The sequence below is a fragment of the Mycoplasmoides gallisepticum genome (genome assembly GCF_900476085.1).
GTDB lineage: Bacteria > Bacillota_I > Bacilli_A > Mycoplasmatales > Mycoplasmoidaceae > Mycoplasmoides > Mycoplasmoides gallisepticum.
The window spans coordinates 854,000-878,732 of record NZ_LS991952.1 but is presented as its reverse complement, the minus strand read 5'-3'; the positions used below and the strand labels follow the sequence as shown (position 1 = coordinate 878,732).

Genomic DNA, 24,733 nt, shown 5'->3' with positions numbered 1-24,733 from the left:
GATTAAGATCCTTTCTTGCTCTTAGTAACAGGATCAACACCTTCGATCTCTAATCCCATTTGTTTAGCTGTACCAGCGATCATTCTTAAAGCAGCTTCAGTATCATAAGCATTAAGATCAGCCATCTTATATTCAGCAATCTTTAAAGCTTCTGCTTTAGAGATCTTTCCAACTTTTTCAGTCTTAGGGTTTTTAGCACCACTTTCGATCTTAGCAGCTTTTTTTAAAAGAACCGTTACTGGAGTTGTTTTTAATTCGAATAAGAAGCTCTTGTCATTAAATGCAGTAATAATAACAGGAACTACGTCTCCCATTCGGTCTTTAGTTTTTTCGTTAAATTGTTTGGTGAATTCACCCATATTAATCCCAACTGAAGCTAAAGCTGGTCCAGGCTTAGCCTGACCACCGATTAGTTCTAGTTTGGCAATTCTTGTGATTTCTTTTTTAGCCACAAGCAACACCTTTCTATATTAAAAATTTTTGAATGTTCTTTATGCAGTATAGCGAACAAAGTTCTTCTGCACCAAATTAGAATTTCACAATCTTAATCTTTTGAAGATTGCTCTACTATTTTATCAAAATTATTTTTTAGTGCACGTTTGAAATTCTTGGTTTGATCGTTAATTGGCCGGTTAGGCACTTTATGGTGATGACGACATCTTGGCGCGTATGATTCAGTGTCACCAATAAGAATCGTTTCGCAATTGTAGTCAGCTGGTTGGTTATCAATTAAACGTTGACTTCGACTAGCTTCAGCACCACACTCAGAACAGATTGCGGTTAAGCGGATTACTGATTCTGCAATTCCTAAAATCTTAGGAATTGGACCAAAAGGTTCACCTCTAAAATCACGGTCTAAACCAGCCACAATTACGTTAATTTGGTTATCAGCTAATGTTTGGATGACTTCAACAATTGAATCATCAAAGAATTGCACTTCGTCAATTCCAACTAATTGTGGTTTATGTAATAAAACATAATCATAGATTTCAAATGCTTTTTTGATCTTTATTGAACCAATTCTACGCCCATCTCGAGAGTTGATAATCTCTTGAGCTGAACGAGTATCAGTTGCTGGTGAAAAGACCAACGACTTTACATCAGCATACTCATAACGTTTAATCTTGCGAATTAGTTCATCTGTTTTACCAGCAAACATCGGACCACAAATTGCTTCGATTCAACCATTAGTGGTGGTCATTGCGTTCTTCTTAGCCATTCTAAATAATCCCCTATATTTATATTTATAGAATTTTTATTCTATTGAACTAAATTTTTCTTTAAACATTAAATTTGAAAGTAATGACATCACCGTCTCGAACAACATATTGCTTACCTTCAAGACGGAGTTTACCTGCTTCTTTAGCTTTTAATTCAGAACCATATTGGATTAGATCAGATCAATAGATTACTTCGGCTTTAATAAAACCTCGTTCAAGATCAGAGTGGATAATTCCAGCACAAGTTGGTGCTAAAGAGTTCTTTTTAAACGTTCAAGCTCTAACTTCTTTTTTACCACAAGTAAAGAAAGTACATAATCCAAGCATCTCATAAGCTTTAAAAGCAATCTTGTTTAAACCAGTTTCTTTAATCCCAAATAGTTCAGTTATCTCTTCTAATTCTTTTCCTTGACCAAAAAAATTAGAGATCTCTTGTTCGATCTCAGCACTGATCGTTAAGTATTGTTCTGAGTGTTTTTGACAAAAATCAGCTAACGCTTGAACGTGCGGGCTTTTTAGTGGATCTGTTAGGTATTTGTCATTAATATTACCTACGTAGATTCTAGGTTTAGCTGTTAATAAATTAAAGTTCTTAATGATCGTTAATTCTTCTTGAGTATATTCAGATAGATCTAACATCTGATTAAGCTCAAGAGTTTTTTTAATCTTATTCAGTAGTTCGTATTCAACTACTACTGTTCGATCACCTGATTCGTATTTTCTTTTAATTTTATTAATTCGATTATCAACGATCTCTAGATCAGAGATAATCAACTCTAGATTGATCGTTTCGATATCATTAATTGGATCAACATGGTTGTGCACGTGGGTGATGTTTTTATTATCAAAACATCTGACCACGTGAATTAAACAATCCACTTCACGGATATTGTTTAAGAATTTATTCCCTAAACCTTCACCTTTAGAAGCGTTTTTAACTAGACCAGCTATATCAACAAACATGATTGTTGCATAAACAACCTTATCTGGTTTGATTTGCTTAGCCAATTGGTTTAAGCGATCATCAAGTAATTCAACGATCCCAAAGCTAGGTTCGATTGTGGCAAAAGGATAGTTAGCAACCAAGCTATTAGCGTTTGTAATCGCGTTAAATAATGTGGATTTACCAACATTGGGCAATCCAATAATACCTGCTTTTAACATATTAGATTAACTAAGCTTTGTTCTCTGAACCGAATAACTTGATCTTTTCAATACAAGTAGCTTTGATCGCTTCAAACCCTGGTTTTAATAGTTTTCTAGGGTCATAACCTTTTTTGTGTTGATCAAGATCTTTTTCTTCTAAGATGTATTTTCTTGTTGCGCTAGCAAAAGCTAATTGACATTCGGTATTAACATTAACTTTAGTTACACCTAAACTAATTGCTTTTTTCACTTGTTCATTAGGAATACCACTACCACCGTGTAGTACTAAAGAAGCATCACTAGCTTTTTTAAGTTCACTTAAAACTTCAAAGTTTAAAGACTTTCAAGTAGGGGGATAAATTCCGTGGATATTGCCAATACCAGCTGCTAACATGTCACAGCCTAAGTCTTTCATCTTCTTGCATTCTTGCGGGTTTGCTAACTCACCATTACCAACAACACCGTCTTCTTCACCACCGATCGTACCAACTTCAAGTTCTACTGAAGCGTTGTATTTTTTTGCTGCTTCGATTACTTTAATTGATTTCTCATAGTTTTCAGCAAAAGGTAAGTGAGAACCATCAAACATTACCGAACTAAAACCAGCTTCTAATGCCTTAAAAACACCTTCATAAGTACCATGGTCAAGGTGTAAAGCTACTGGTACGGTAATATTTAAATTGTTGATTGCATCATTTACGATATGATAAACGACTTGATATCCGCCCATATATTTAACAGCACCTTCACTAGCAGCCACGATCACAGGGGCATTAGTTTCTTGAGCTGCTAATAAGATTGCTCTAGTTCATTCTAAGTTGTTCGTATTAATATGAGCAATGGCATAACCTTCTTTAGTGGCTTTTTGAATCATTGCTTTAGCATTAACTAGTTTAGACATAATTTATTAATTTTCCTCCTCTGTTGAATCAACAATAATATTGTCGTCGATTAATGAAGATTCTTCACCTTCATTGCTAATTTCAGGAGAAGATTCATCAACTTCAACTTGAACCTTCACGTGTTCATAACCTTCTTCAAGGTATTCTTGTTGGTTATGTAATGTTTCAGATAATTTTGCTCATTCATCATGAAGCATCATTGATTTAATTAACCATTTTTGGTCACCAACATAAACAAATCTAGTGTCTTGAATTAAATCAGTATAGAATGCTCCAATTAGTTCTTGAGCATCTTTTTTATTGAAGTTTTCGTCTTTAACAACTAGTTTTCATAAGTCGTTAAAAGTAAATTCCTTCTTGACAAAGTTTTTTTGGGCAACTTCGTAAGCCTTATCAATTAATGAAGTCATTTTATATAAAATATATCTTTTTAATTATATATATACCAATAAAAAATATGAGTATAAGTTTACCCATATTTTTACTAGTTAGTTATTATAAATTATTTTCTTTAAGTTGATCTGATCTCTTTAAAATTGGTTAATTTTTAAATTTAAATTGATCAGGGACATTATTTCTGTTGACCCCATTAGGGAACAATCAAGTTTTTTCATTAGCTCTTCTTTTGATCATTTGATCAAGGTAAGAATCTTTTTGGTCTTTACCACCACCATAAACTAAATCATATTGAGGTAAGTTGTATGATCCATATAAACCATCATAGTTCATACCTTCACTTCTAAGTGCAGTTACATAACCTGAAGTTCCAGTTTTTGCAACCCCATATAAGATTCCTCAAATTTGACCGTTACTATCAATAATTCTTGTACCTGAAGCACCACCTGAAGGTACGTAATTATTAATTAAGTAACCTAAACCAGTGTTAACATATTTCATTCTTGAATAAATCTTAGGTGAACCATCAAATGATGGATAAGATAAGAATAAATCAGTTACACCCGGTTTATTAACAAACGTTCTTGTATTAGACCAACTTAGATCACCACCTTGTTCTTTGTGATCTCTTAAGAATTTAGTTGGATTAGAGTTAGCGTAATAGTTACCTGATTTGTTTGATCAGAATGAAACGTAGTTTCTATCCGCTATGATGTTTTCCCCATCTGATCCGAGGTATCTAATCTTATAGTCATCATAAGAATTGGGGAATCCGATTGCGTATAAGTCGTTTTGTTTTAAATCTGTATATGTTTTGTCATCTAGCAATGAAGAGCTAGCGAATTTATATTTTTTATCAGCAGGTCAATTAGCGTAATCTGAAGTTAATCACTTCGCAATCTGTTCATTGTTAAATGTGATTTCAATCACACCAAAGTCAATCATCGTTTTAGCATCACTATATCGACCTCTTTCGCTTGGAACAGAGCTATCTTTTAAGAAATCAGCTCCTAAAAAGATTGGTTTAATATTTTTAGGATGAATATTTACCCTAACATAAGGTGTAGATATTTTATCGAACTGTTCTTGTGTAGTTATTGTAATTTCATCAACATTTTGCTCTTTTATATAGTTTAATGTAGTTACAGCATTAGGCTGAGTTGTAGCAAATCTTGAACCAGTTGGTGTAACATCCTTATTTCAATAGTTGGCAAAAGTTAAGCTAGCAAAATTTGTTCTAGTTTCGTATTTTCTGTTCTCAAAATCTCTAAAATCATTGCTGGTTCCAGCGATATCTGGCAACAATAGATTTTCTAACACGTGCATGTTGCTAGCAAAATACCAAGTTGTTGGATATTTACCATTTTCTGCCAACTTATAATCTAAAATTCAAGTTGTACCTAAGTAAGATTGTAATTTTTGATCAATCTTTTGCTCATCAGTAAGCTTTTCAGATTCTCGACTCTTCACTGGATCTGATAAAATGTTAGAGTAATATAATGAATAAACTGTTTTAGAAAAATCACGATAGTGATCATTAAGGATCGTTCTAGGTAGACCTAAAAATCCAGTAGAGTCAGCTAAGTTAATAAAATTTAATCCAGTACCTAAAACTCCAGGTTGATAAGCTGGAATTAAATTAGGACCTTTTAAGTCCTTTCTTTGAACAAGACCACTTCCAATAGTTCCATCTTCACCGATATTAGGTAATAAAAAACCATAACCAAAAGCATCACGATAGGTTGGTAAACCTAATTTCTTAGCTTTATCATCATATTCTTTTAATTTTTCTGGAGGAATATCATTAGGGTTAGTTACCCCTGCATTTGGTGTTGAAGTCTCACTAACAGGTCCTTCACCTCTAGCCTTGCTTACATTATTAAGGTTGATGTAAGCATCATAATTAGGGTATTGATTTGCAACTACTCTTTTACCATTAATGATTGCGTTATTTACTTGAGGGTCTGGTAACGAAATTGAGTTTGCTGCGCTACTCCCACCACCAGGACCAAAAGGGTTTCCACCATTATTAGGATTAGAGGGATCGCTTGGATTGGGTTTTCCTTCTTCCTTTGGTGGATCCTCAGGTGAATTCTTACCACTATTACAGCTTGCTACGATTATCGAGCTAACTGATAATAAAGTGAATAAGTATTTGAATGTTCTAAACTTAGCTTTAATCATTTGAATCTTATATTTTGATTAATAAAGCCAGCTATCTTATATTTAATTATATAACATAGCTTTATAAATTCTGATTATTAGATCTATCTATTAATGAAATAACCAAGTATTAATATTTTTACCTGGATTAATTAGTCTTAACCCTTGGTGGTAAGACTTAGTTTGATTCTCATCATTAGTCCCATAAATTAGATCATATTTAGGTAAGTTGTAATTACCATAATAGTTCTGATAATTAAAACCTTCTGAGTGAAGAGCTAATGAGATACCGGTGTTAACATCATTATCTGAAGCAAAGACTAAACCAACTATTTCGTTATTAGAGTTAACGATTGGTGAACCACTACCACCTGGTGTTATATCATAATGATCAATTAGATAACCTAATCCAGTATGTGCAAAATCGGTTTTGTTAGCGTTATAGAAACTATTAGCTTCTCGACCTATTCTTGGATTGGTTAAGAAAATATCAGTAATTCCTGGTTTATTAACAAATGACCTAGAAGTAACATTTCAAGAGAAATCTCCACCACCTTCGCTAACACCGTTAGTGTTTTGTGGTTTGTTAATTCATGGTGTTCTTAAATTATCAATATTACCATAAATTCTTGTATCAAGGATGCCATCACCTCTAGAAGTAGGAAAACCTAGAGCATATAAACTGTTAGCAGGTAATGATTCATATTTAGCATCATCTAAATATGAATATTTAGCAGGTTTAAATTTATCTTCTTCTTTTCATTCCGCGTAATCGTTGGTTACGCTTTTAGCGGTTTCTGCACTATCAAAAGTAACTCTAATCACACCAAAATCTAATAATGTTTGAGCTGCTTGGTATTTAGCATCTTGAGTAAATGAACTAGTAGTTTGTTTGAGCGCATCATTCCCTAGAAAAACAGTTTTAACACTACTAGGGTTAATTGAATTAACTTTTAAATAAGGATCTTGAAAATTAACTCCTTGAGCTTGTTGTGGGCTAATTCTTTCACCCAGTTTAACTTTTGATTGATCTAATTGGAACAATTCGATCTTAGTTGTGTGAGCATTATTATTACGGATTAATGCTTGACTATCTCCAGCTAACTGTAAGTGTTGCAACACGTGAAAATTACTAGCAAAATATCAAGTTGTTGGATATGAATTATCACTAGTTAAATCATAATCTAACAACCAAGCTGTTCCGCTTCAATTACCAACATTATCTCCAGCATTCTCTGAAACATGATTAGAATTATCTTGTTTAATTGGTGAATCACTTAATTCATTAGTTATTCGAATTGAATAAGTAATTTTAGACAATTGCTGATATTTTTTATTAGCAATCATCCAAGACCTACCTGGATCAATAGATGCTAAATTATTACCTCTAACATTGTAATAAGGAATACTTACAGTTGAATTCGTATCATTGATTACATCAATGGTATCATTTAAGGTTTTCTTATCTTTATCAATACCAGGTAAACCAAATCCATAAGCATAAGCATCTTGATAGTTAGGTTGATCAATTGTTTTAGCTTTATCATTAATTGCTTTTAATTGAGCATTAGTTAAGATGAATGGACTAACATGAGATTTATCTGCGCGATCTTTTAATCAGAATGATGGCTTTTGAGTATTTTTGTTGTTGTAAAGATAGTAGTTTACAAAGTTGGTAGTTGCAGCAAAATTAGGGTACTGATCAGCCACCACACGTTGATTATCGACAACCTGGTTTCTTCACTGATTTTTTGCTGGAATCGGTTGATTAATATTATCAATATCAGGGTTAAATGAATAAAGTTGATTACCATTATTGTTCCCAGGAGTGGTTGAACTGCCACTCATTGTATTTGGGTCAGGTTCATTTTTAGCATTAGTACAAGAGCTAAAAATCAGAGCGCTACTTAATGATACTGCCAAATATTTGGTTCATCGTTTAGTCATATTAATTTATGGAAAAAAGAGGATTGATCTTTTAAGATTAAAGATCAACTTTGTTTAAATTTAACTCTTCGTCTGTTGGTAAATTTAAGTTAGAACCAATAAATGAGAAGATCTCAGGTGATTGGTTGATATATTTACCTTCAACGATCCGAATTACTGATTCAAGAGTTTCTTCAAGTGGAACATATACTCCCTTAGCTTTGGTATAAGCTTCAGCCACAAAGAAGTTTTGGGTAAAGAAGTTTTGCAACTGTAATGCTTTCTTAACGATGATCTTATTATCCTTATCAAGTTCATCGATCCCCAGGATTAAGATTACATCTTCTAGATCACGGTATTTTTGTAAGATACTTTTAACTTCAATGATCGCATTATAGTGTCTTTGACCGATAATATCAGGCGACACTGATGAAGATGAAGAAGCTAGTGGGTCAAAAGCGGGGAAGATATTTTTAGAAGTTTGTTCACGTGATAATACTAATGAACCATCAAGGTTACTAAAGATCGATACTGCTGAAGGGTCAGCTAAATCGTCCATTGGTAAGAACAATGTTTGGAACGAGGTGATTGAACCATCTTCTGTAGCATACAAGCGGTCTTCAACGTTTGATACTTCAGTATCAAGAGTTGCTTGGTAACCTCCAGTGATCGGTTTTTTATTTAACCCGGGAGCTACTTCATTACCAGCTTGGATAAATCTGAAGATATTATCGATGAATAATAGAACATCTTCTTTTTCAACATCTCTTAGATATTCAGCTGCAGTAATCCCATAAGGAACGATCGACATTCTTGCTCCTGGTGGTTCGTCCATCTTTGAGATGAACATCATTGAGTCTTTCATCAAGTCAGATTGTTCTAACTCTTGGTACAGTTCAACCCCTTCACGACTACGTTCACCTGAACCAATGAAGATTGATGAGTTTTTCTTAGCACTATTTGATCTTGAAGAGTTAAAGATAATCTCTTTCATTAAAACGGTTTTACCAACCCCAGCACCACCTAGGATTCCAAGGTTATGACCTTTAAGGATTGGCATAAAGAAATCGATTGCTTTAATCCCAGTTTCTAGAATCTCATGTTTAGAATAGATCTTCTTTTCTTTTCTAATCGTTGAGTTCATCTCAATGTACTTAATCCCTTTAGCACGTTGTTGTAACATCGGTACTCCAGAGATATCATAGATATTATTTTTAGCTGCTTGACCAACTGGTACTTTTAGGGTGTCATTAGTATTAACAACTTGATCACCAATCTTAATGCTTTGCTTTTGGTAAATAACGATCGCTCTAACACTGGTATCATCAATAATTCTTTTTACCAACAACACACAGGTGTTATTGTGTAAAGTTAAGATGAAATCTACTTTTGGTAGTTCTTCTTTTTTAAATGTTGCTTCCACAACATTATTTCAGATCTTAGTAATGTGTCCGATCATTATAAAGCTCCTTTCATATTATTAACAATTGCTTGTAACTCTTCTGGTTTGAAATCAATAAATTTCTTATCAACATCTATCTGTAAATCATAGTTTTTGTACTTGAAGTACTGACTTAATGAGTATTCAAAGAAGTTACGCATTAAGTCATCATTAAAGTCTTGACCTGATTCTAAGTGATCATAGATCCACTTAGCAATCGGATCGGTATCAATTAAGGCGTTAATAAATGATAGTGCTTCTTGGGCTTTGTTATCAACCTTACGAAGGGTGCCCCAAAGGATTAGTTTGGTAATTAACAACATGAACCGTTCAGTGTAGGGAGCAAATCCTTTTTGAATAAACAGCTGTTCGATTGCTTTACCTTTACTGATTAGATCAGCTGTTTCTTCATTAAGATCATATTTTAAAGTTCATAACTTACTTTGACGCTTATAAGCACGATACTTCTTATTAATTTGCGAAGCTACTTTAGCAATCACACTTGATTGTACTGAACTACCTATACGCGAAACTGATAGGTCAATATTAATTGCGGGTAAAATCCCATTAGCAAATAGATCAGTATTAGTTACGATCTGACCATCAGTAATCGAAATCAAGTTAGATGAGATTAATGAGGTGATATCGTTATTTACGGTTTTAACGATTGGTAAACAAGTAATTGATTTACGGTCAGCAAACTTTCCTGCACGTTCAAGCACAGAAGCATGACTAAAGAAGATATCACCAGGGAATGCTTCTTTACCAACGGGACGGTTAACTAATAAAGACATTTCACGGTAGATATTAGCGTGTTTGGTTAAGTCATCAAAGATTACTAAAACATCTTGGAAGTGAGAGATGTTTTCAGCGTGTGCCATTGCTACATAAGGAGCTAAATATTGGTGGTAAGAATTAGTAGCAGGAGCATCAATAATAATTGTGTTTTCTAGTGCCCCATGTTTTTTAAGAGTTTCATAAACATCAGCTACGTTCTGACGTTTTTGACCAATTGAAACATAGATACATTTAACATTAGTCTTACGGATCGTTTGGTTAATAATCGCATTTAGTACGATATGGGTTTTACCCGTACCTCTATCACCGATAATTAACTCTCTTTGTCCCTTACCGATTGGCATCAAGAGATCAATGGCCATGATCCCTGTATATAGTTGTTCGTTTAAACGGTTAACTTCTAATAAGTTTCTTGAAGTGGCAAACGCATTAGATGATAATGAGTTAGCTTGAAACTCCGGTTTGTACTTCTTGGGATATAGGATATTACCATCAATATCAATGATATTACCAAAGTATTGTTTGGTTGTTTTAACATTATTATCACTATTGGTTGGAATGATCTCATCCCCAATCTCAAAGTCAGCATTAGCAGCATCAACGATTAAAAAACCAGTGTCAGTTGTCGCACTAATTACCATAGCTCGAAAATTAGGTTTGTTTCTAATCGTGAAGACTTGATTTTGTTGGTATTCAAATCGACCTTCGACTTGAATAACATAATCTAAAGCAGCAACAATTTTAGGATTCATATGATTTATTAAAATACTCCGATGATTTTTAAAGCAATCAGTGCAGTTGAAACTAGTGCGATAGAAGCAATAATTAAAACAGTAATGATTAAAGGTTTGTTTAATTTACTAATTTGTTTGGTTTTATTGAATGCTAATTGCATGAAATAAAAACCGTATAACGAGATTGAGATAATTCCCAAGAAGACAGCTAACATAATTAAGAATGGATTAGCTATTGATCTTGAGTTGGCTAAGATATTGTTAATATCAGTTGAGAATGATGCTAGTCCAGCTTCTTTTTCAGCATCGCCATTAGCTTGGTTTGAGATTGAATCATAAACCAAGTTGAATGGTCGAAGTGTTTTATTCGTCTCTTTAATTTGGGTCACAAGTGAATCAAATTGGATTTGCGGTGAACCGATCGTTTGTTTGGTTAGAGAATCTAATCTTAATAGTTTTCTTCTAGCTTCAGCAAACGAATCGTTAAATTGGTTGATCGAAACGTTGTTTTGTTCTAAAAGCGCTATTAGTTTTGGTTTTAGATCTTCTTTATTAAAGTCACGAATAAAAGCAATAAAGATCCGTTTGTACATCTCACTAACTAATTGTCAGTATAAGAATTGGGTATTAACTAATTGGTTTCTTAAAAAGTTTAAGAAGTAACTATTACTTTGTTCTGTGCTGTAACCAAAACTTCGGCTTAAGATGATATTTAGATCATCTTTAAACTCTGGTTTATTGATTGCTCGCATTGCTAAATAAACCATTTGGAAGATCGTTTGTGGTTCGACATAAACCTTAGTTGCATCACCATAGTTTAAATCAGCGTTAAGTCCAACTGCTTCATAGAAGTTTAAGAACAGTTTTTGCATTGCTGGATAAGCTAATTCACGGTTTTGGTTAATCTGTTGTTCTGTTCCACTTAGTCCAACGGTATCAAGTTCTCTTGTATAAGTGGTTGTTGCATTTTTATCAACTGAGTCTTGGATCTGTACAGTAGCATTAACTTTACCGTTGTTGTTATTTAACGCAGTTACTTTATAAGTAAATCTCGTGTTAATTGGGTTTTCAAAGTAAAAGAAAACATCAGATTTATTGGCTTCATTATAAGTGCCAAAGCGGTTTAATAATGCACTACTTGATAATGTTGAGTATAAAGATCTTACTTTAGGAACAAATCTAGGGATATTTTCAATTAGTTCTTTTGGATCAGTTGGTACTTGTTTACCTTCAACTGGAACAGTTGGTGGTAACAAGTTTTCAACAGCCTGGTTATTTTGTTGGTTCTGTTGATCTTGTTCAGCCGGATCTTTGTTTTGTTCTAAGTCAAAGTCGATAAATCTTGGTCTGATCTTGCTGATAATATAGTCATCCCAGCTATTAAAGTTCTTAGGTGGGTTTGAGAACACCCCAGCATCATTAGTGTCAGTAACACGACCATTAATATCATAATCCTTACCAACACCTGGTAGATCAGAGTCGTTTAAGAAGATTGATGTTGCACTTTGTTTTAAAGCATTAAAGTAAGTTTTTAAAACGTTCTTACCTTCTTCATCTGAAGTAGTATTTTGTACTTTAGCTTTTTGTGGATCTGCATTTGGTGTAATTGAGTTTCCTTCACCAGTAACTTCTTTTTTATAGTTGGTAGTATCCGTATTACCCCAAATCTTATTTTCATAAGTTTTGTTATTAAATACGATCTTACCTTTATTAAATTCAGCATTAGCTGAAAGCACATAAGGATAAACGATATCTAAACCAAATTTTGAAGGGTTAGTTTTAATCTCATTTTGATTCTTAGCAAAGAATGCTTTGATCTGAGAATAATAAAGGGTTTTATTAAACTTCTCTTCAAAACTTAGATCACTTTGATTTTGAATCGCTGCAATTCTTTGATCGATTAGATTATCTTTACCTAAAAAGATCGCTTGAATAAACTCCCCAATTGTATCTGACATCTTGTCATCAATATAAGTTTTTAAAGTAGCTAAGTTTGCTGGTTGTCTTGGTTTTTCTTGAGCTTGATCAGCACGGCCGTTATTATTATTAGCTACTGGTGCGTTGGGATCATTTGGTTGAGTTGGTGTTGAAGGATCTAATCCTTCACCAGCTTGATTAACCAATTGATATTCATTATTTGAATTTTTATGACGAGTAATTACCCCACTAAGAGCAGAAGCAAATACAGCAGGAATCATGAATCCAAATTGTCAATAAATCAATCGTTTTAGTTTACTTTTATTTTTCATTTTTATCGACCTTTTTCTCTGCTAGATTGAAGTTGCGAATTAAAGAATAATACCTTTTTTCTTTTCTCACAGCATTGTAATCAATCAACTCTTGGAAGTCTAAACCTAAGTTAATCTTAGATTCGTAATATGATAATTTCTTATTAAATTCAGCAAGCATATCATCATATTTTTTGATCTTGAATTTGTAATCTATTCTTAGTGGTTCGAAGTGGTCGTCGCTGTAAATCGTGACCTTGTTGTTTTCAATCTTAATAAACGAGTTACGGATAATGTAATAATCTTCTTCATCAGCAACTGGATCATAGATCTTAAAGAAAACGTTCTCAACACTAATTAATGAATTATCTTGAATTAAGTCTCATTCATCAATCTGGTTAACATTAAGCATGAAATAACCTTGTTTGTAGCTAAACAGTTTATTGTTAAACCGAATGAATTCGATCTCTGATGGAACAGTTTTAAAGTTGTGTTTTGCCATAATCTAATCCATGTCTCCATCCTTTTTTGATTCCATATTAATCATGGATTCGTTGCTTCTTGTTAACATTTGCAACTCTTGAATTTCCAACTCACGTTTTTGTTTTAAGATCTCCCGCCTTAAGTTAAGTAAGGTTTCATCTAAATCACTAATTGTTTTGTTGTATTTAACTAGGTTGTTTTTAGCAACAATTAGTGATGATTCAACTAGTAACGAGGTAACAACGTTTCTTAGATAAGAGTTAATCTCATTAACAATGAACTCTTGTAAGTTGTTATACAACTTGTATTTTTCAATGTTCTCAACGATCGTATCAGCTTTTTCATAATAAGAAGTATCTAATTCGAAATGCTTGATTGGTAAGATCTTTAAGAACTTGTTTTTAATCTTGTTTGAATTAATTACGAAGTTGATATCAATAATATCACCTGATTCGATCTTTAAGCGAATGATCTCAGGGATCATTTTGCTAAGCTCGTCGTAATCGTTTTCTGGGTAGTGCTTAACAACTTCTAATTTGTTTTTAAGACAGAAGTTTTTAGCATGTTCACCAATCGTGATGAACTGATCTTCTTTAACATTTTCTTGTTTTAAGATTGCGCGATCATATCTTGAATAGTTATCAGCAGCAGCATTCTGGGTTTCTGTTACGTAGATTCATAAGCGCTTTTTGCTAACAAAGAACATGTTTTCGACCTTATCAAGGGTAAGGTTGATTAGTTTGTTGTTTGCCAACAACGAACTTTCTTCATAAAAAGGGTTCTTTAAATTAAATTTCTTGTGCAAGATATCTAATAAGGTTTTAGAATTGATCGCTCTTTTATAAAAGTATTCAAACCGCTTAGATAATTTAAAGATTTTAATTAAAGCAATATCACGCTTTGAACTTACTAGGGTGTAAATGTTTTTTAAACTAGCTTGTTTACGCTCAAGTTTTTTGATGTCCATAAGAAATTACGCGTTAATGATCTCTTTAGAAAACACAACCTTTAATTGGTTGGTTTCTTTAGAACGGTAAACTATAATTCCATCAACAACTTCGACAATCTTGTGTTCGTCAAATAACTGGTGATTCATCAACAAGTTGAATCGTTCAGCTAAGAGCTTTAAATGTTTGTTCTCAGTTAAATCTGATCTTAAATTAACCCCGTCAGTTTGCGAAGATTCTACAGTGGTTACTGCAGGAATTAATTTCGTGAAAGAAAAACGGATGTTCTTAGTTCAAGAAATAATAAAGCTATCAAAAACGATCTGTAAGTGGTTAGCTACAGCTTGCTTAAGCTTTTCAATAAACAACTTGGCTTGAGGTGAACTTTCACCAGTATTGGTTTGCAATAAAGCCGTGTTAAATAGTTGAGAAAATTCAACAAAGTCTTCGTGTTGAACTAGAGAAGGATAACTTGTTTCAATAATTTCTTCTTGTACAGTATTGTTTTTATTTTTGTTTTTCATTATGAATTAACTCCTGACTGATTATTTAATTCTTGATTAGTTTGACCACTATCTTTTTGGTTAGTTTCTTCTTGGTGTTGAACGATCTTAATCTTTTTAAAATTAAAGATCTTGTTCTTATTAATAAAGAAGTAGATAAAGTAAATACTTAAAACGACATAGATAAAGTTAAGACTTAAGATGATCGCAAGTAAAGCATATAAGATCTGATTGATTGATAGATCAGAGTTTAATGACTTCAATGAGAAGTTTTGGTTATTAATTAAGGTGTTATTAAATGTGATTAAGAACACACTTGCCACGATAAATACTGATACCAAACTTAAGCTGATGATGATTCCAGCTGATTGTTTGTTAGCACTAACAATATAAGTTAGGATCACAAATAAAGTGATTAAGGTGATGATTAATAAGCTGATATAACCATTAGCCGTATCAAAGTTAGTACGGTTAAAATCCGAAGCAATGAAGGTTGATCAGATTAATAATAAAGAACCTGAGTGATAGATATTGTTGATCACTGGTGTTTTGTTTCTTCTAATTACAAAGAAGTAAATTAACCAGTAAGTTAAGAACAACAATGTTCCCAGGATTCAGAACCAGTTAGTAACTAGATCAACATTGTTCGTATTAATCAGGCTATTATCTGGGTATTTACCTTCAGCTAGAACCCTGATGATACCAAACACTAAAGTTGTTAAGATGATAAAAGAAAAACCGATTGTTCCATAAGCTTTGTTTTTCAAATCATCATTAATTAATTTCACAAAGAACAGCTTTAGGTTTAATAAAGTGTATAGGTTAGATAAGATGAATAATGAGATTGATAAGGTAATTAAAACGAACAATAAAACAACTCTAGCAGGTGATAAACCAGTTGTTAATGAGTTAATAAAATCGATTACCTTATTGTTGTTAAAGATGATCAGATCATCTTGACCACCTTTAATTAGTTGATCTAAAAAGATAAATAAGATGATCCAACTAATTACTTTAGCTGAGTAAGAAATTAGGATAATAAAAAGGTTTTTATTACTAATTGGTTGGATCTTCTTATTTAAAAAGTAGCTAATTAATCAATAAGTATAGTTAAGAACCACTAAGATGACATTTAATGAACAAATACCTAAAACAGTTACTAAACTGCTTTGGTTGTTTGTTCATCCTAAAAGTAGTGCTCCACTAATAATACTTAAACTAATGTAGATGATGAATCAAATTCAGTAACGTTTAATTCGGTGATTGATCGAACTAATATTTTGGTAGTTTCATCATAGTGAAGTAATAAAAACTAAATATAAACCTATTAATCTTAATAGGATATAGAAATTAATACTTTGAAAAGTTGGGTTTTGGAATTGGAACAGAGCTGTTATTGGAAACCGGTTGGGATCAATAGCAGCTTGTTGCATCATATTGCCTGCTGCATCTCTTTGGGGAACTAAGTTGACCAAAAATAACCTGGCAGGTTCCATTATAAAACCAACACTAAATGAAAATAAGATTGAAAAGATTAATAAACGATAAAACAAAACGAGTTTAGCGTTCTGTTTTATCGAAACAACTTCAGATTTTAGTTCGTAAAATATGTTATTGTTTGGTATCTTAAATAATCTTTTAAATTTATCCAAATTAATTGATAATTTTTTAACAGACATTTATATATTCCTAATAAGCTCAACGTGATCAATCTTCACATTTTAATGAGAAACTAGATCTTACCCAGCTAATAAATATAGGCTTATCAGCATTTATAGTTTATATTGATAAGTTATAACAAAAAATAATAATTATGTAACCCTAAAAGGCACCGAATTCAATTTTGTGTAAAACAATTAATTAACTCAAAAAAAGAAAGGTTAATATAATTTTATAAACGGTAATAAAAATGAATTCAAAAGACGAACAAATGAAACAGATTCAAAAATTAATTGTTGAATTTGTAAAACAATTTGGTCCTAGTAGTGGAAAACAACTATTAAACATCACTGATTATATTGCTAAGCCTGTTTTACAGGCTCTGGTTGATGGTGAACATGTTGGCAAACTAGAATTATTGAGAGAAAATGCTGATAATGATGAGAATGTGTATCAAAACGGCTCATACACTAGAAATGTTAAGTGAGGGCAAGAAGAAATTCCCATAAAAATGAAAAGAATTCGTGGTGAAAATCAAGACTCTCAAATTATCCCGAAATATCAAAGAATTATCCATGATAAGTTTATCTTAGATGTTCTTTCTTTAGCTTCTACTCGTTTGTCAAACAATGAAATCGCTGATCAAATAACGTCAATATATGGATTCAAAGTAAGTCCTAGCGTAATTTCAAATTGTATCCAAACTGTTCAAGATGAGATGCGCGATTGGCACGAAAGACCGCTAGAAAACAACTACCCAATCATAATGATTGACGGTAAAGTCTTTAAGATCAAAACTGAAGAAAGCGGACGGTCAAAGTACGTAAATAAAACGCTTTATGTCGTGGTAGGAATCAATGCGGATGGTCAAAAAGAGCTTATAGCGCTATACGTAAGCAACACCGAATCTGCTACAGAATGAATTAACATTCTTGATAATTTGAAAGAACGCGGCTTGTCTGAAACATATATTATTGTTTCAGATGGTTTAAAGGGTTTGAAAGAAGCGATTGAAAACGTTTATCCAAAAGCAATGCATATTACTTGCACGGTTCATATGATTAGAAATGCTGCAAAATATGTATCTCATTCTATGAAGTCCGATTTTTTAAGAGACTTAAAAAACATATATGGAGCAGACAATTGAGAAAGTGCAAAACACAACTTTGAATATTTAAAAAATAAGTGAGGCGGTTCTAACAAGCGCGCAGTTGAAGTTGTGGAAAGAGCGATGGACAACATAGAAAAACTCTTTAGCTTTTCTAAAGCTTTACGGACATTAGTTTATACCAGCAACATAGTTGAAAACTATAATTCAGTAATTGGGAGTTTCCTAGCTGCTAAAAAGTCTTTTAATAACATAAACCAGCTGTTATTAGACCTATATGTACATTTTGGTTACAATCCAAGATATAAAAAACTAAATCAGAAAAGTAATAGAGTGAGAAATTAATATAGAATATATGAAGAGTTAATGGATGTATTTCCGAACTTACTTAAGAAAAACTAAAAGTTCGAAAAAATCCAATTACACAAAATTAGCTTCGTTACCCCCTAAAACGCTTATTAATCAGTATTTTAGGTTTAATAACTATTAAAAAATACAACTATCCTTATAAGTATTTTAATATAGGGATCTTTATATATCAATAGGTAGATTTTAGATTGGTTTGAATTTTGTTCTTAGTAAAAACCAATCTTAAGATTTTAATGGTGCAAGAGCTTAAAACTAATTATCTGTTTATTTTTAATTATCTGAGTTTGAAGTGAAGTTATGATCAAGTTCTTTTACAGATCATTTATGATCTGATCAGCGCAAACGATTTGTTTAGCTTTTGGATAGATCTTATCTAGAGGTTCTTTTAATAGTTGTGACTTCTTATAAACAACAAGTTCAGGTTCACTTAATCCGCGTTTTTTCAGTTTTTCAAGAACGTGGCTTCAGTTCTGTTCAGTTTCTTTATTATTTACGTAAAAAGAGATAAGCTCACTCTTGTTCTGATGATTTATTGCCACAACAAGATAAAGAACCTTGTTTTTAAACTTAACGTTTTGATCTTCATTGATTTTAATTTTGAATGGTTTTAGATCAAAAAGCAAGGTTTTATAGTTGTTATGAAGCGATTTTGAATGTCATTTTTTTGTGTCTGGTCTAAGTTGTTTTAGGTATTCTAAAAAAAGCTCTTCACTTAATTGAAAACCATATAAATTAGTTAGTTGGTTAGATATCTCGTTATCTGAAAGATCGTTTGAAGCTAAAGAGATAATGTCAAAGATAAATTTAGTATCAAAAGATCTTTGGTACTTAACCACAATCTTAGAGCTTTGGTTTTTATACCTAAGTCGACTGATCTTAATTGGGAAAGATTTATCACCCCATTTAACTTTCCTAGTATACAAACCATTTTGATACACCTTTTGATCTTTGATGGTTTCTTTTAACAAAGCCAGTTTTGCTTTATGCTCAATTAGAACTAAAGTTTGCAAAACAGGTCTAGCAATACTGTCTGTTAAATTTAACAAAGCATTCGTGTTGTCATAATAAAATTGCTTCACGTATTCAACCAAGAATTCGTTAGTTTGGTTTGCTTTATTATCTCTCTTACCCATCTTCTTAATCACCAGATTAAGTTTATTTTAGCTTAACTTTACGAATAGATTAGTTTTTTACACATAATTATCTACCTCTAACAATTAGAGGAAAAAAAACACACGATTAATTTAAGTAAAAGTTAACTAAAAATTTGATTTAAAATAATATCAACAAAGAAGATAATTAATTGATATATAATAATTATAAGTGCTTTATTAAAAGCATTTTTTTAATATTTGCCATAATGCGTAAAAAGATTATTTTGATTTGTGAGCATTGCTTAAATCGTAATTACACAACAACAAGATCTAAACTTGAAACAACAAGATTAGTTCTTAATAAATATTGTTCTAGTTGTAATCAAAAGACCGTTCATAAAGAATCGCACTAACAAATTGGGTAAGATTATGGATCACAAGAATAAAAATATTAATCTAAGAAAAAATCCAAAGGTTATTCTTGAAAGTTATCAAGACGATAACATTAAAAAAGAACAACAAAAGATTAAAGAAGAAGCTCTAGAACAAAAGAAATTTAAAGAAGAGCGCGAAGAACAAGAATATCGCGAACAACTTCAAAGAGAAAAGAAAAATAAAGGTTCATTAGGACTTCGTTTAAAACGCTGATGATTTGGGATGGAAAAAGAATCAAGAAGAATTACTTGATGTACTCCTAAATTGTTGATTACCAACTTTTTAATCGTAATTGCGATTGTGGCTTTTTTAACCGGTTTATTATTTGGTATTGACCAAATCTTTAGTGCGATCGGGATCTTAAAATAATTTGAGCAAGAGATATTAAATCATGAGTAAAAAATCTACCGCGCAATGATATATTGCGACTACAACTAACGGAAATGAAGATTCTGTTATTAAAACCTTAAAAGCTAAAGTTAGAGCACTTCACTTTGAAGATCAGATCTTAGATTGTAAAGTAATTAAGTTTCGAAGTGTGGAAGAAACTATCTTTGATAGTAACAATCCCACCCACAATATCCCCGCAACAATGCGTAATAGTACCTACATTAAATGGGTAACTGTTGATAATGGGGTTTATAAGAAGTATAAGATTACAGATACAAATAAATACCCTGGATACATCTACATTAAGATGGAGATGAATGAAGCAGCTTGGTTTGCAGTAAGAAACACAGTTAATATTACTGGGATCGTAGGTTCATCTGGTAAGGGAGCTAAACCGATCCCGATCTCATCTTCAGAAGAATTAGATCTATTAAATGGGGAATCATTTGATCAAAATTACCGAATTGTAATTACACCAAATGCGATTATTGAAATGGATCGCAATCTGTTTAATGAACGTGGTGAGTTAATTCTTGATGAAAATGCAGCTAAAACGATCGTTCATAAGAAAAAATCTGATTCAGCTGACAAATATGGAGATATGTCAACTGAAAAAGAACAAGTTGATGAAGCGATCGAACTAAAAGTTGGTCATATGGTTGATATCAACTCTGGCGATTACTCAGGTCTTAGTGGTCAGATCTCTAGAATTATTGATAACGACGAATATATTGTTGATGTTCAGATTCTAGGTAAACTAGTAAGCGTTAAGCTTAATAAGAAGCAACTTAAACTTTCAGTTTAAGATGTTCTATATAGATTCCATAATATGGGAATTAACGATACAAAATTTGATATTGTTTCAAGAAAAATCAAAAGTTTAAGAAGAAGAACGAAGTTCTTATCAGCTTATTCATTAATTTGAATTATCTTCAATCTTTGTTTAATTTTTGCAGTAATAATTTCTGCAGTTCAGTACCAACAAAAGATGGTAGATTTTGATAAGGGTATGGTGACTAAAGAAGTTGTAGAAAACCAAAAATTATTCTTAATTATTGCGATTATTTTGATAAGCACAATTAATCTTATCTTGTTTTTAATTAAGGTTATTTTGACTCATCTTTTTTATCAAAAAAACCAGGAATTAAACGAATTTTATCCAGATAAGTTTAGTCGTCTTAATAAGATCTTAAGAATCGGTGGTTATCTACCACTAATTGGGCTGTTGGCTTATTTTAGGATTCTTAAAAAAGCTGGGGAAATTTGGGTGGAATTACAAACTGATTTAGTTAAGAAAAAATCTGAGATCAATATTAATGATCTAAAGAATACACCTAATCAAAAAGTTGAAAATAGTTCGAAAGAGCTGATTAAAACAGAAGACAAATAAAAATCAGGTAGATTGTTTATCTATCTGATTTTTATTTACTTTCTATAATGTATTTCTTAATCGGTGTACACAACTTGTTAACTCTAAGATAGTTATAAGCGTGATCAATTCGATTGCGCATTGTTCGCGAACTATCAATTTGATAATCAAAGACAAAATCACCGTATATATATTTTAAGTTTTCTATAAACTTATGATGGTCTACCATGAAGCGATTAAATTGAACAACTAGTAGTTTAACATGTTCTTTTTTAGGAACTACGGTTAAAAAAGAATTGATATCTAGATGGTTCTTTTCTTCTTCATAACGTTTTACATTAATTGTGTAAAAGCAGTGATCGCTTAATTTAACAATCGTGTTATGAACTGGTTTGTCTTTGTAGTTTAGATCGATTACCACGTAATGGTAACGTTCTGCTTTAATATCTTTAAATAGTTTGCTAATAATCCTAGCTTGTTGTTTGTCTGTTGCGTTTTTAAATAGCTTAACTAAATCAGCATTGATGTTAAGCATATCAAATGGATAAAAAGAGTAAAAATGCCTGATAGCTCTTTCTAGAATAATCTTTTCTAGAATATAGTCTTTAACTAGATCTGCATCATCCTCAAAATTAGGCAAGGCATTATATTTGTTGTCAAAACCTAAATATAAGACTTTATAACCTTCGGTAACTAAAGAAATAACTAATCCGATTGCGGTAGATGTTTTAGCTGAATGTTTAATAGTCGAAGTAATCGTTATAAACTTAGTGTTTTGCATCATCAATGAGCTCTCTTTTAATCTTGCTTCACTCTCTAGGATATTTTTGTGGAGCAATAGCTTTTTTATTATAAAAAACATTAACTAAAAAATAGCTATTAAATTGATAGTGATACAAATTGTTGAAAGCCAAACCAAGGTCTGATAAATGTTTTTTTGCAAACTCAATTTCTTCTTGATAGTCTCTAGATTTAAAATGAATTATTTGCCCATTTATTTTTAATAATTGAGTTCCTAGTTCGTTTAAAACAGCAATTTTTGATACTGCTTGAGAAAAAACATAATCAAAACAACCGTGGTATTTTTTCAAAAAAAAGTTATCTTCGACTCTTGATAAAATTGCAAAAACACCGGTAAAATTTAACTTTTTTATCACTTCGTTAATAAAAGTAATCTTCTTGGCATTTGAATCTACTAAATAAACATTAAGCTGAGGATAAATTATTTTAATGATTAATCCTGGGATTCCTGCACCCGTTCCTATATCAATAACATTTAATGATTGATTAGAAAATATGTAACTTAAACTTTGAGCTAGTAATATGGTTTTAACGCCTAACATTTCAGCAATCAATTCTTTGGTCTTATAGCCCGTTAAATTGAAGAGTTGATTACTATGATAAATTTCCTCTAAAAAGAAGGCAATATCTTCAATTTGCTTATCAGTTAACGTAAGGTTAAATTTACCTAAAGAATCTTTTATTAGTTTAAGCATTTTGTTCTAAATGAGTTTTCAGAGAAATAATGTCAGCTAAATTGATTCCACTAATACGCTGAGCCTGTGCTAAATTAAGAGGCTTTATTTTGTTTAACTTATCGATTGCTTCAATTGAAAGATTTTGCACTTTATCATAAATAAGATCTTGAGGAATTTTAATACTTTCCAAGTTCTTTAAAGAGTTAACAATTCTACTCTCTTTTTTAATATAACCTTCATATTTTACGGTAATTTCGATATTTTTTAATAGTTCTAGATCGTAATTACTATAATCAAATTCAATTAATTTTAACAGTTCAATTAATTTGATTTCTGGTCGTTTTAAGAATTCATAAAGTGAGAAATTTGTATTGTTTGTATGTGCTCTTAATAACGTATACATACCTACTTTTTTATCCTTTAAAAATTCAATAAGTTTATTTTTCCTTTCTAAGTTTTGGTTATACAAATCTATTTGTTCCTTAGATATTGTGCCAATTTCATAACCTTTTTGTATTAATCGATCCAAAACATTATCATTTCTTAACAATAATCTATATTCGGCTCGAGATGTTAATAAGCGATAAGGATCTGTTGCTCCTTTAGTTACAATATCGTCAATCATCACCCCAATATATGCTTCATCCCTAGATAAGATTAAAGGCTCTTTATTTTTAATTTTTTGGTTTGCATTTATGCCAGCAATTAAACCTTGTCCCGCAGCTTCTTCATAACCACTAGTTCCGTTAATTTGTCCGGCAAAAAATAGATTTTTTACTAATTTAGATTCTAAAGAAGGGTATAGTTGTATCGGGTTAATTGCATCATATTCAATTGCATATCCGTATTTGATAACTTCAGCTTTTTTTAGCCCAGGTAAAAGTCGAATAATTTTATCTTGAACAGAGATATCTAAAGAAGTTGAAAAACCACCTAAATAAACAGTATCAAGTTCTAAAGATTCCGGTTCAAGAAAAATTTGATGTCTTGGCTTATTAGAGAATCTAATAATCTTATCTTCAATACTAGGACAATACCTAGGACCTACACCCGTGATATTTCCTGAATACATCGCTGATAAATGTAAATTATCGTTGATTATCTTATGAATTTCTTCTGTTGTATGGATTAAATAACAAGGCAATTCATAATCGATGTATTTATTTTTAGACCAGTGAGAAAAATATAACTCTGTTCCATTTCCTGGCTCTATTTGTAAATTTGAATAATCAATTGAATCTTTTTTAATCCTAGGAGGGGTACCTGTTTTTAATCTAATTAATTCAAACCCATTTACTTTAAATCATTCAGATAAATTATTAGAGTTCTTAAAACCTTCTGGACCTTCATTTTTTACGTCTTTACCGCTAAATGTCAATGATTTTAAATAAGTACCTGTAGTAATTATTACCGCGCCAGCCTCTAATTTTTTTACGCCATCAATCATCACTCCAGTAGCAGTATCACCGTTCTTAATTACTTCTGTTACTTCACCTTCAACTAGTTCAATATTTTCATTATTATCAATTTGTTCTAAGAATCACTTCTTGTAATAAACCTTATCGATTTGAAATCTTAAACATTGAACTCCAGGTCCTTTTGAAGAATTTAAGATCTTTCTTTGAAGAGCAGTGCTATCAGCAGCTAATGCTTGAATTCCACCTAGCGCGTCTATTTCTCTTGTAACAATCCCTTTAGCTGGCCCCCCAACAGACGGATTACATGGACAGTTAGCTACGTATTTTCTATCCAAAACACAAAGATAAACCTTATTATTTAGCTTTGAAAGTATGAACGCAGCTTCTAAGCCAGCATGGCCTGCTCCTACTACAATAAATTTATTCATGGGTATTTTAGTTAAATAAAGTCAGAAATTTAATTATAAAAATAACTTAATATTTTTAAGAAAATTGATAATCGACTTTATAAATTTATAAAATATAT

Annotated in this window: 23 protein-coding genes; 5 read left to right on the top strand and 18 right to left on the bottom strand. The window is 31.7% G+C overall.

Annotated elements, in window-relative coordinates:
- Positions 1 to 2: 2 nt before the first annotated feature.
- The 14 genes from rplK to D2833_RS03595 all read right to left on the bottom strand — a co-directional run bounded on the left by rplK (position 3) and on the right by D2833_RS03595 (position 16,383).
- Complete coding sequence (gene rplK, locus D2833_RS03660; protein ID WP_036447504.1) at positions 3 to 452, bottom strand: 50S ribosomal protein L11; 450 nt, start codon at positions 450 to 452, stop codon at positions 3 to 5.
- A gap of 92 nt (positions 453 to 544) precedes the next feature.
- Positions 545 to 1,219: a thymidine kinase gene (locus tag D2833_RS03655; RefSeq protein ID WP_011113924.1), complete on the bottom strand. Its 675-nt coding sequence runs from the start codon at positions 1,217 to 1,219 to the stop codon at positions 545 to 547.
- 61 nt (positions 1,220 to 1,280) lie between these two features.
- Entirely contained in the window at positions 1,281 to 2,384 is a 1,104-nt protein-coding gene (ychF, locus tag D2833_RS03650; protein WP_027333329.1) for a redox-regulated ATPase YchF, read from the bottom strand.
- Between the two features lie 10 nt (positions 2,385 to 2,394).
- The gene (gene fba / locus D2833_RS03645; RefSeq protein ID WP_027333330.1) at positions 2,395 to 3,267 is read right to left on the bottom strand and encodes a class II fructose-1,6-bisphosphate aldolase; all 873 of its coding nucleotides are present in this window, start codon (positions 3,265 to 3,267) and stop codon (positions 2,395 to 2,397) included.
- A 6-nt stretch (positions 3,268 to 3,273) separates the two neighbouring features.
- The gene (rpoE, locus tag D2833_RS03640; RefSeq protein ID WP_027333331.1) at positions 3,274 to 3,678 is read right to left on the bottom strand and encodes a DNA-directed RNA polymerase subunit delta; all 405 of its coding nucleotides are present in this window, start codon (positions 3,676 to 3,678) and stop codon (positions 3,274 to 3,276) included.
- 130 nt (positions 3,679 to 3,808) lie between these two features.
- Complete coding sequence (mip, locus tag D2833_RS03635; RefSeq protein WP_027333332.1) at positions 3,809 to 5,848, bottom strand: Ig-specific serine endopeptidase MIP; 2,040 nt, start codon at positions 5,846 to 5,848, stop codon at positions 3,809 to 3,811.
- A 90-nt stretch (positions 5,849 to 5,938) separates the two neighbouring features.
- Positions 5,939 to 7,774, bottom strand: coding sequence for an Ig-specific serine endopeptidase MIP (gene mip / locus D2833_RS03630; RefSeq protein ID WP_027333333.1), 1,836 nt, complete (start codon positions 7,772 to 7,774; stop codon positions 5,939 to 5,941).
- 37 nt (positions 7,775 to 7,811) lie between these two features.
- A complete protein-coding gene (locus tag D2833_RS03625) occupies positions 7,812 to 9,212 on the bottom strand; it encodes an MSC_0618 family F1-like ATPase beta subunit (protein WP_014574778.1) in 1,401 nt (466 codons plus the stop codon).
- The gene (locus D2833_RS03620) at positions 9,212 to 10,744 is read right to left on the bottom strand and encodes an MSC_0619 family F1-like ATPase alpha subunit (RefSeq protein ID WP_027333334.1); all 1,533 of its coding nucleotides are present in this window, start codon (positions 10,742 to 10,744) and stop codon (positions 9,212 to 9,214) included. The genes D2833_RS03625 and D2833_RS03620 overlap by 1 nt, the downstream gene beginning before the upstream one ends.
- An 8-nt stretch (positions 10,745 to 10,752) precedes the next feature.
- Positions 10,753 to 12,975, bottom strand: a complete 2,223-nt coding sequence (locus tag D2833_RS03615; RefSeq protein ID WP_027333335.1) for an MSC_0620 family F1-like ATPase-associated subunit — start codon at positions 12,973 to 12,975, stop codon at positions 10,753 to 10,755.
- Entirely contained in the window at positions 12,965 to 13,456 is a 492-nt protein-coding gene (locus D2833_RS03610) for an MSC_0621 family F1-like ATPase epsilon subunit (protein ID WP_011883437.1), read from the bottom strand. The genes D2833_RS03615 and D2833_RS03610 overlap by 11 nt, the downstream gene beginning before the upstream one ends.
- Before the next feature lie 3 nt (positions 13,457 to 13,459).
- The gene (locus tag D2833_RS03605) at positions 13,460 to 14,404 is read right to left on the bottom strand and encodes an MSC_0622 family F1-like ATPase gamma subunit (RefSeq protein WP_027333336.1); all 945 of its coding nucleotides are present in this window, start codon (positions 14,402 to 14,404) and stop codon (positions 13,460 to 13,462) included.
- Positions 14,405 to 14,410: 6 nt separating this feature from the next.
- A complete protein-coding gene (locus tag D2833_RS03600) occupies positions 14,411 to 14,908 on the bottom strand; it encodes a DUF2714 domain-containing protein (protein ID WP_027333337.1) in 498 nt (165 codons plus the stop codon).
- On the bottom strand, positions 14,908 to 16,383 hold the full coding sequence (locus D2833_RS03595; RefSeq protein ID WP_231992418.1) for an MSC_0624 family F1-like ATPase-associated membrane protein: 1,476 nt from the start codon (positions 16,381 to 16,383) through the stop codon (positions 14,908 to 14,910). Before D2833_RS03595 ends, D2833_RS03600 begins: the two co-directional genes overlap by 1 nt.
- A gap of 413 nt (positions 16,384 to 16,796) precedes the next feature.
- Between D2833_RS03595 and D2833_RS03590 the strand changes: the two genes are divergently transcribed.
- Positions 16,797 to 17,999, top strand: a complete 1,203-nt coding sequence (locus tag D2833_RS03590; RefSeq protein ID WP_117274111.1) for an IS256 family transposase — start codon at positions 16,797 to 16,799, stop codon at positions 17,997 to 17,999.
- Positions 18,000 to 18,334: 335 nt separating this feature from the next.
- Here the strand turns inward: D2833_RS03590 and D2833_RS03580 are convergent, their stop codons facing one another.
- The gene (locus D2833_RS03580; RefSeq protein WP_225306633.1) at positions 18,335 to 19,156 is read right to left on the bottom strand and encodes a transposase; all 822 of its coding nucleotides are present in this window, start codon (positions 19,154 to 19,156) and stop codon (positions 18,335 to 18,337) included.
- A gap of 227 nt (positions 19,157 to 19,383) precedes the next feature.
- Here D2833_RS03580 and rpmG point away from each other — a divergent pair, with 227 nt between their 5' ends.
- From rpmG to D2833_RS03560, 4 genes are read left to right on the top strand one after another with little or no spacing between them, the layout of a single operon-like run.
- The gene (gene rpmG, locus D2833_RS03575) at positions 19,384 to 19,530 is read left to right on the top strand and encodes a 50S ribosomal protein L33 (protein WP_011113909.1); all 147 of its coding nucleotides are present in this window, start codon (positions 19,384 to 19,386) and stop codon (positions 19,528 to 19,530) included.
- Positions 19,531 to 19,546: 16 nt separating this feature from the next.
- The gene (gene secE / locus D2833_RS03570) at positions 19,547 to 19,921 is read left to right on the top strand and encodes a preprotein translocase subunit SecE (protein WP_231992416.1); all 375 of its coding nucleotides are present in this window, start codon (positions 19,547 to 19,549) and stop codon (positions 19,919 to 19,921) included.
- Between the two features lie 22 nt (positions 19,922 to 19,943).
- On the top strand, positions 19,944 to 20,747 hold the full coding sequence (gene nusG, locus D2833_RS03565) for a transcription termination/antitermination protein NusG (protein ID WP_011113907.1): 804 nt from the start codon (positions 19,944 to 19,946) through the stop codon (positions 20,745 to 20,747).
- A 24-nt stretch (positions 20,748 to 20,771) separates the two neighbouring features.
- Positions 20,772 to 21,332, top strand: a complete 561-nt coding sequence (locus D2833_RS03560; protein WP_014574772.1) for a hypothetical protein — start codon at positions 20,772 to 20,774, stop codon at positions 21,330 to 21,332.
- 31 nt (positions 21,333 to 21,363) lie between these two features.
- Here D2833_RS03560 and D2833_RS03555 read toward each other — a convergent pair whose 3' ends face one another.
- The 3 genes from D2833_RS03555 to mnmG are packed head-to-tail and all read right to left on the bottom strand — an operon-like array spanning position 21,364 to position 24,635.
- Complete coding sequence (locus tag D2833_RS03555) at positions 21,364 to 22,095, bottom strand: AAA family ATPase (protein WP_143823018.1); 732 nt, start codon at positions 22,093 to 22,095, stop codon at positions 21,364 to 21,366.
- Positions 22,079 to 22,807: a 16S rRNA (guanine(527)-N(7))-methyltransferase RsmG gene (rsmG, locus tag D2833_RS03550; protein ID WP_014574771.1), complete on the bottom strand. Its 729-nt coding sequence runs from the start codon at positions 22,805 to 22,807 to the stop codon at positions 22,079 to 22,081. Before rsmG ends, D2833_RS03555 begins: the two co-directional genes overlap by 17 nt.
- Positions 22,800 to 24,635, bottom strand: coding sequence for a tRNA uridine-5-carboxymethylaminomethyl(34) synthesis enzyme MnmG (gene mnmG / locus D2833_RS03545; RefSeq protein WP_027333289.1), 1,836 nt, complete (start codon positions 24,633 to 24,635; stop codon positions 22,800 to 22,802). Before mnmG ends, rsmG begins: the two co-directional genes overlap by 8 nt.
- Positions 24,636 to 24,733: the final 98 nt, after the last annotated feature.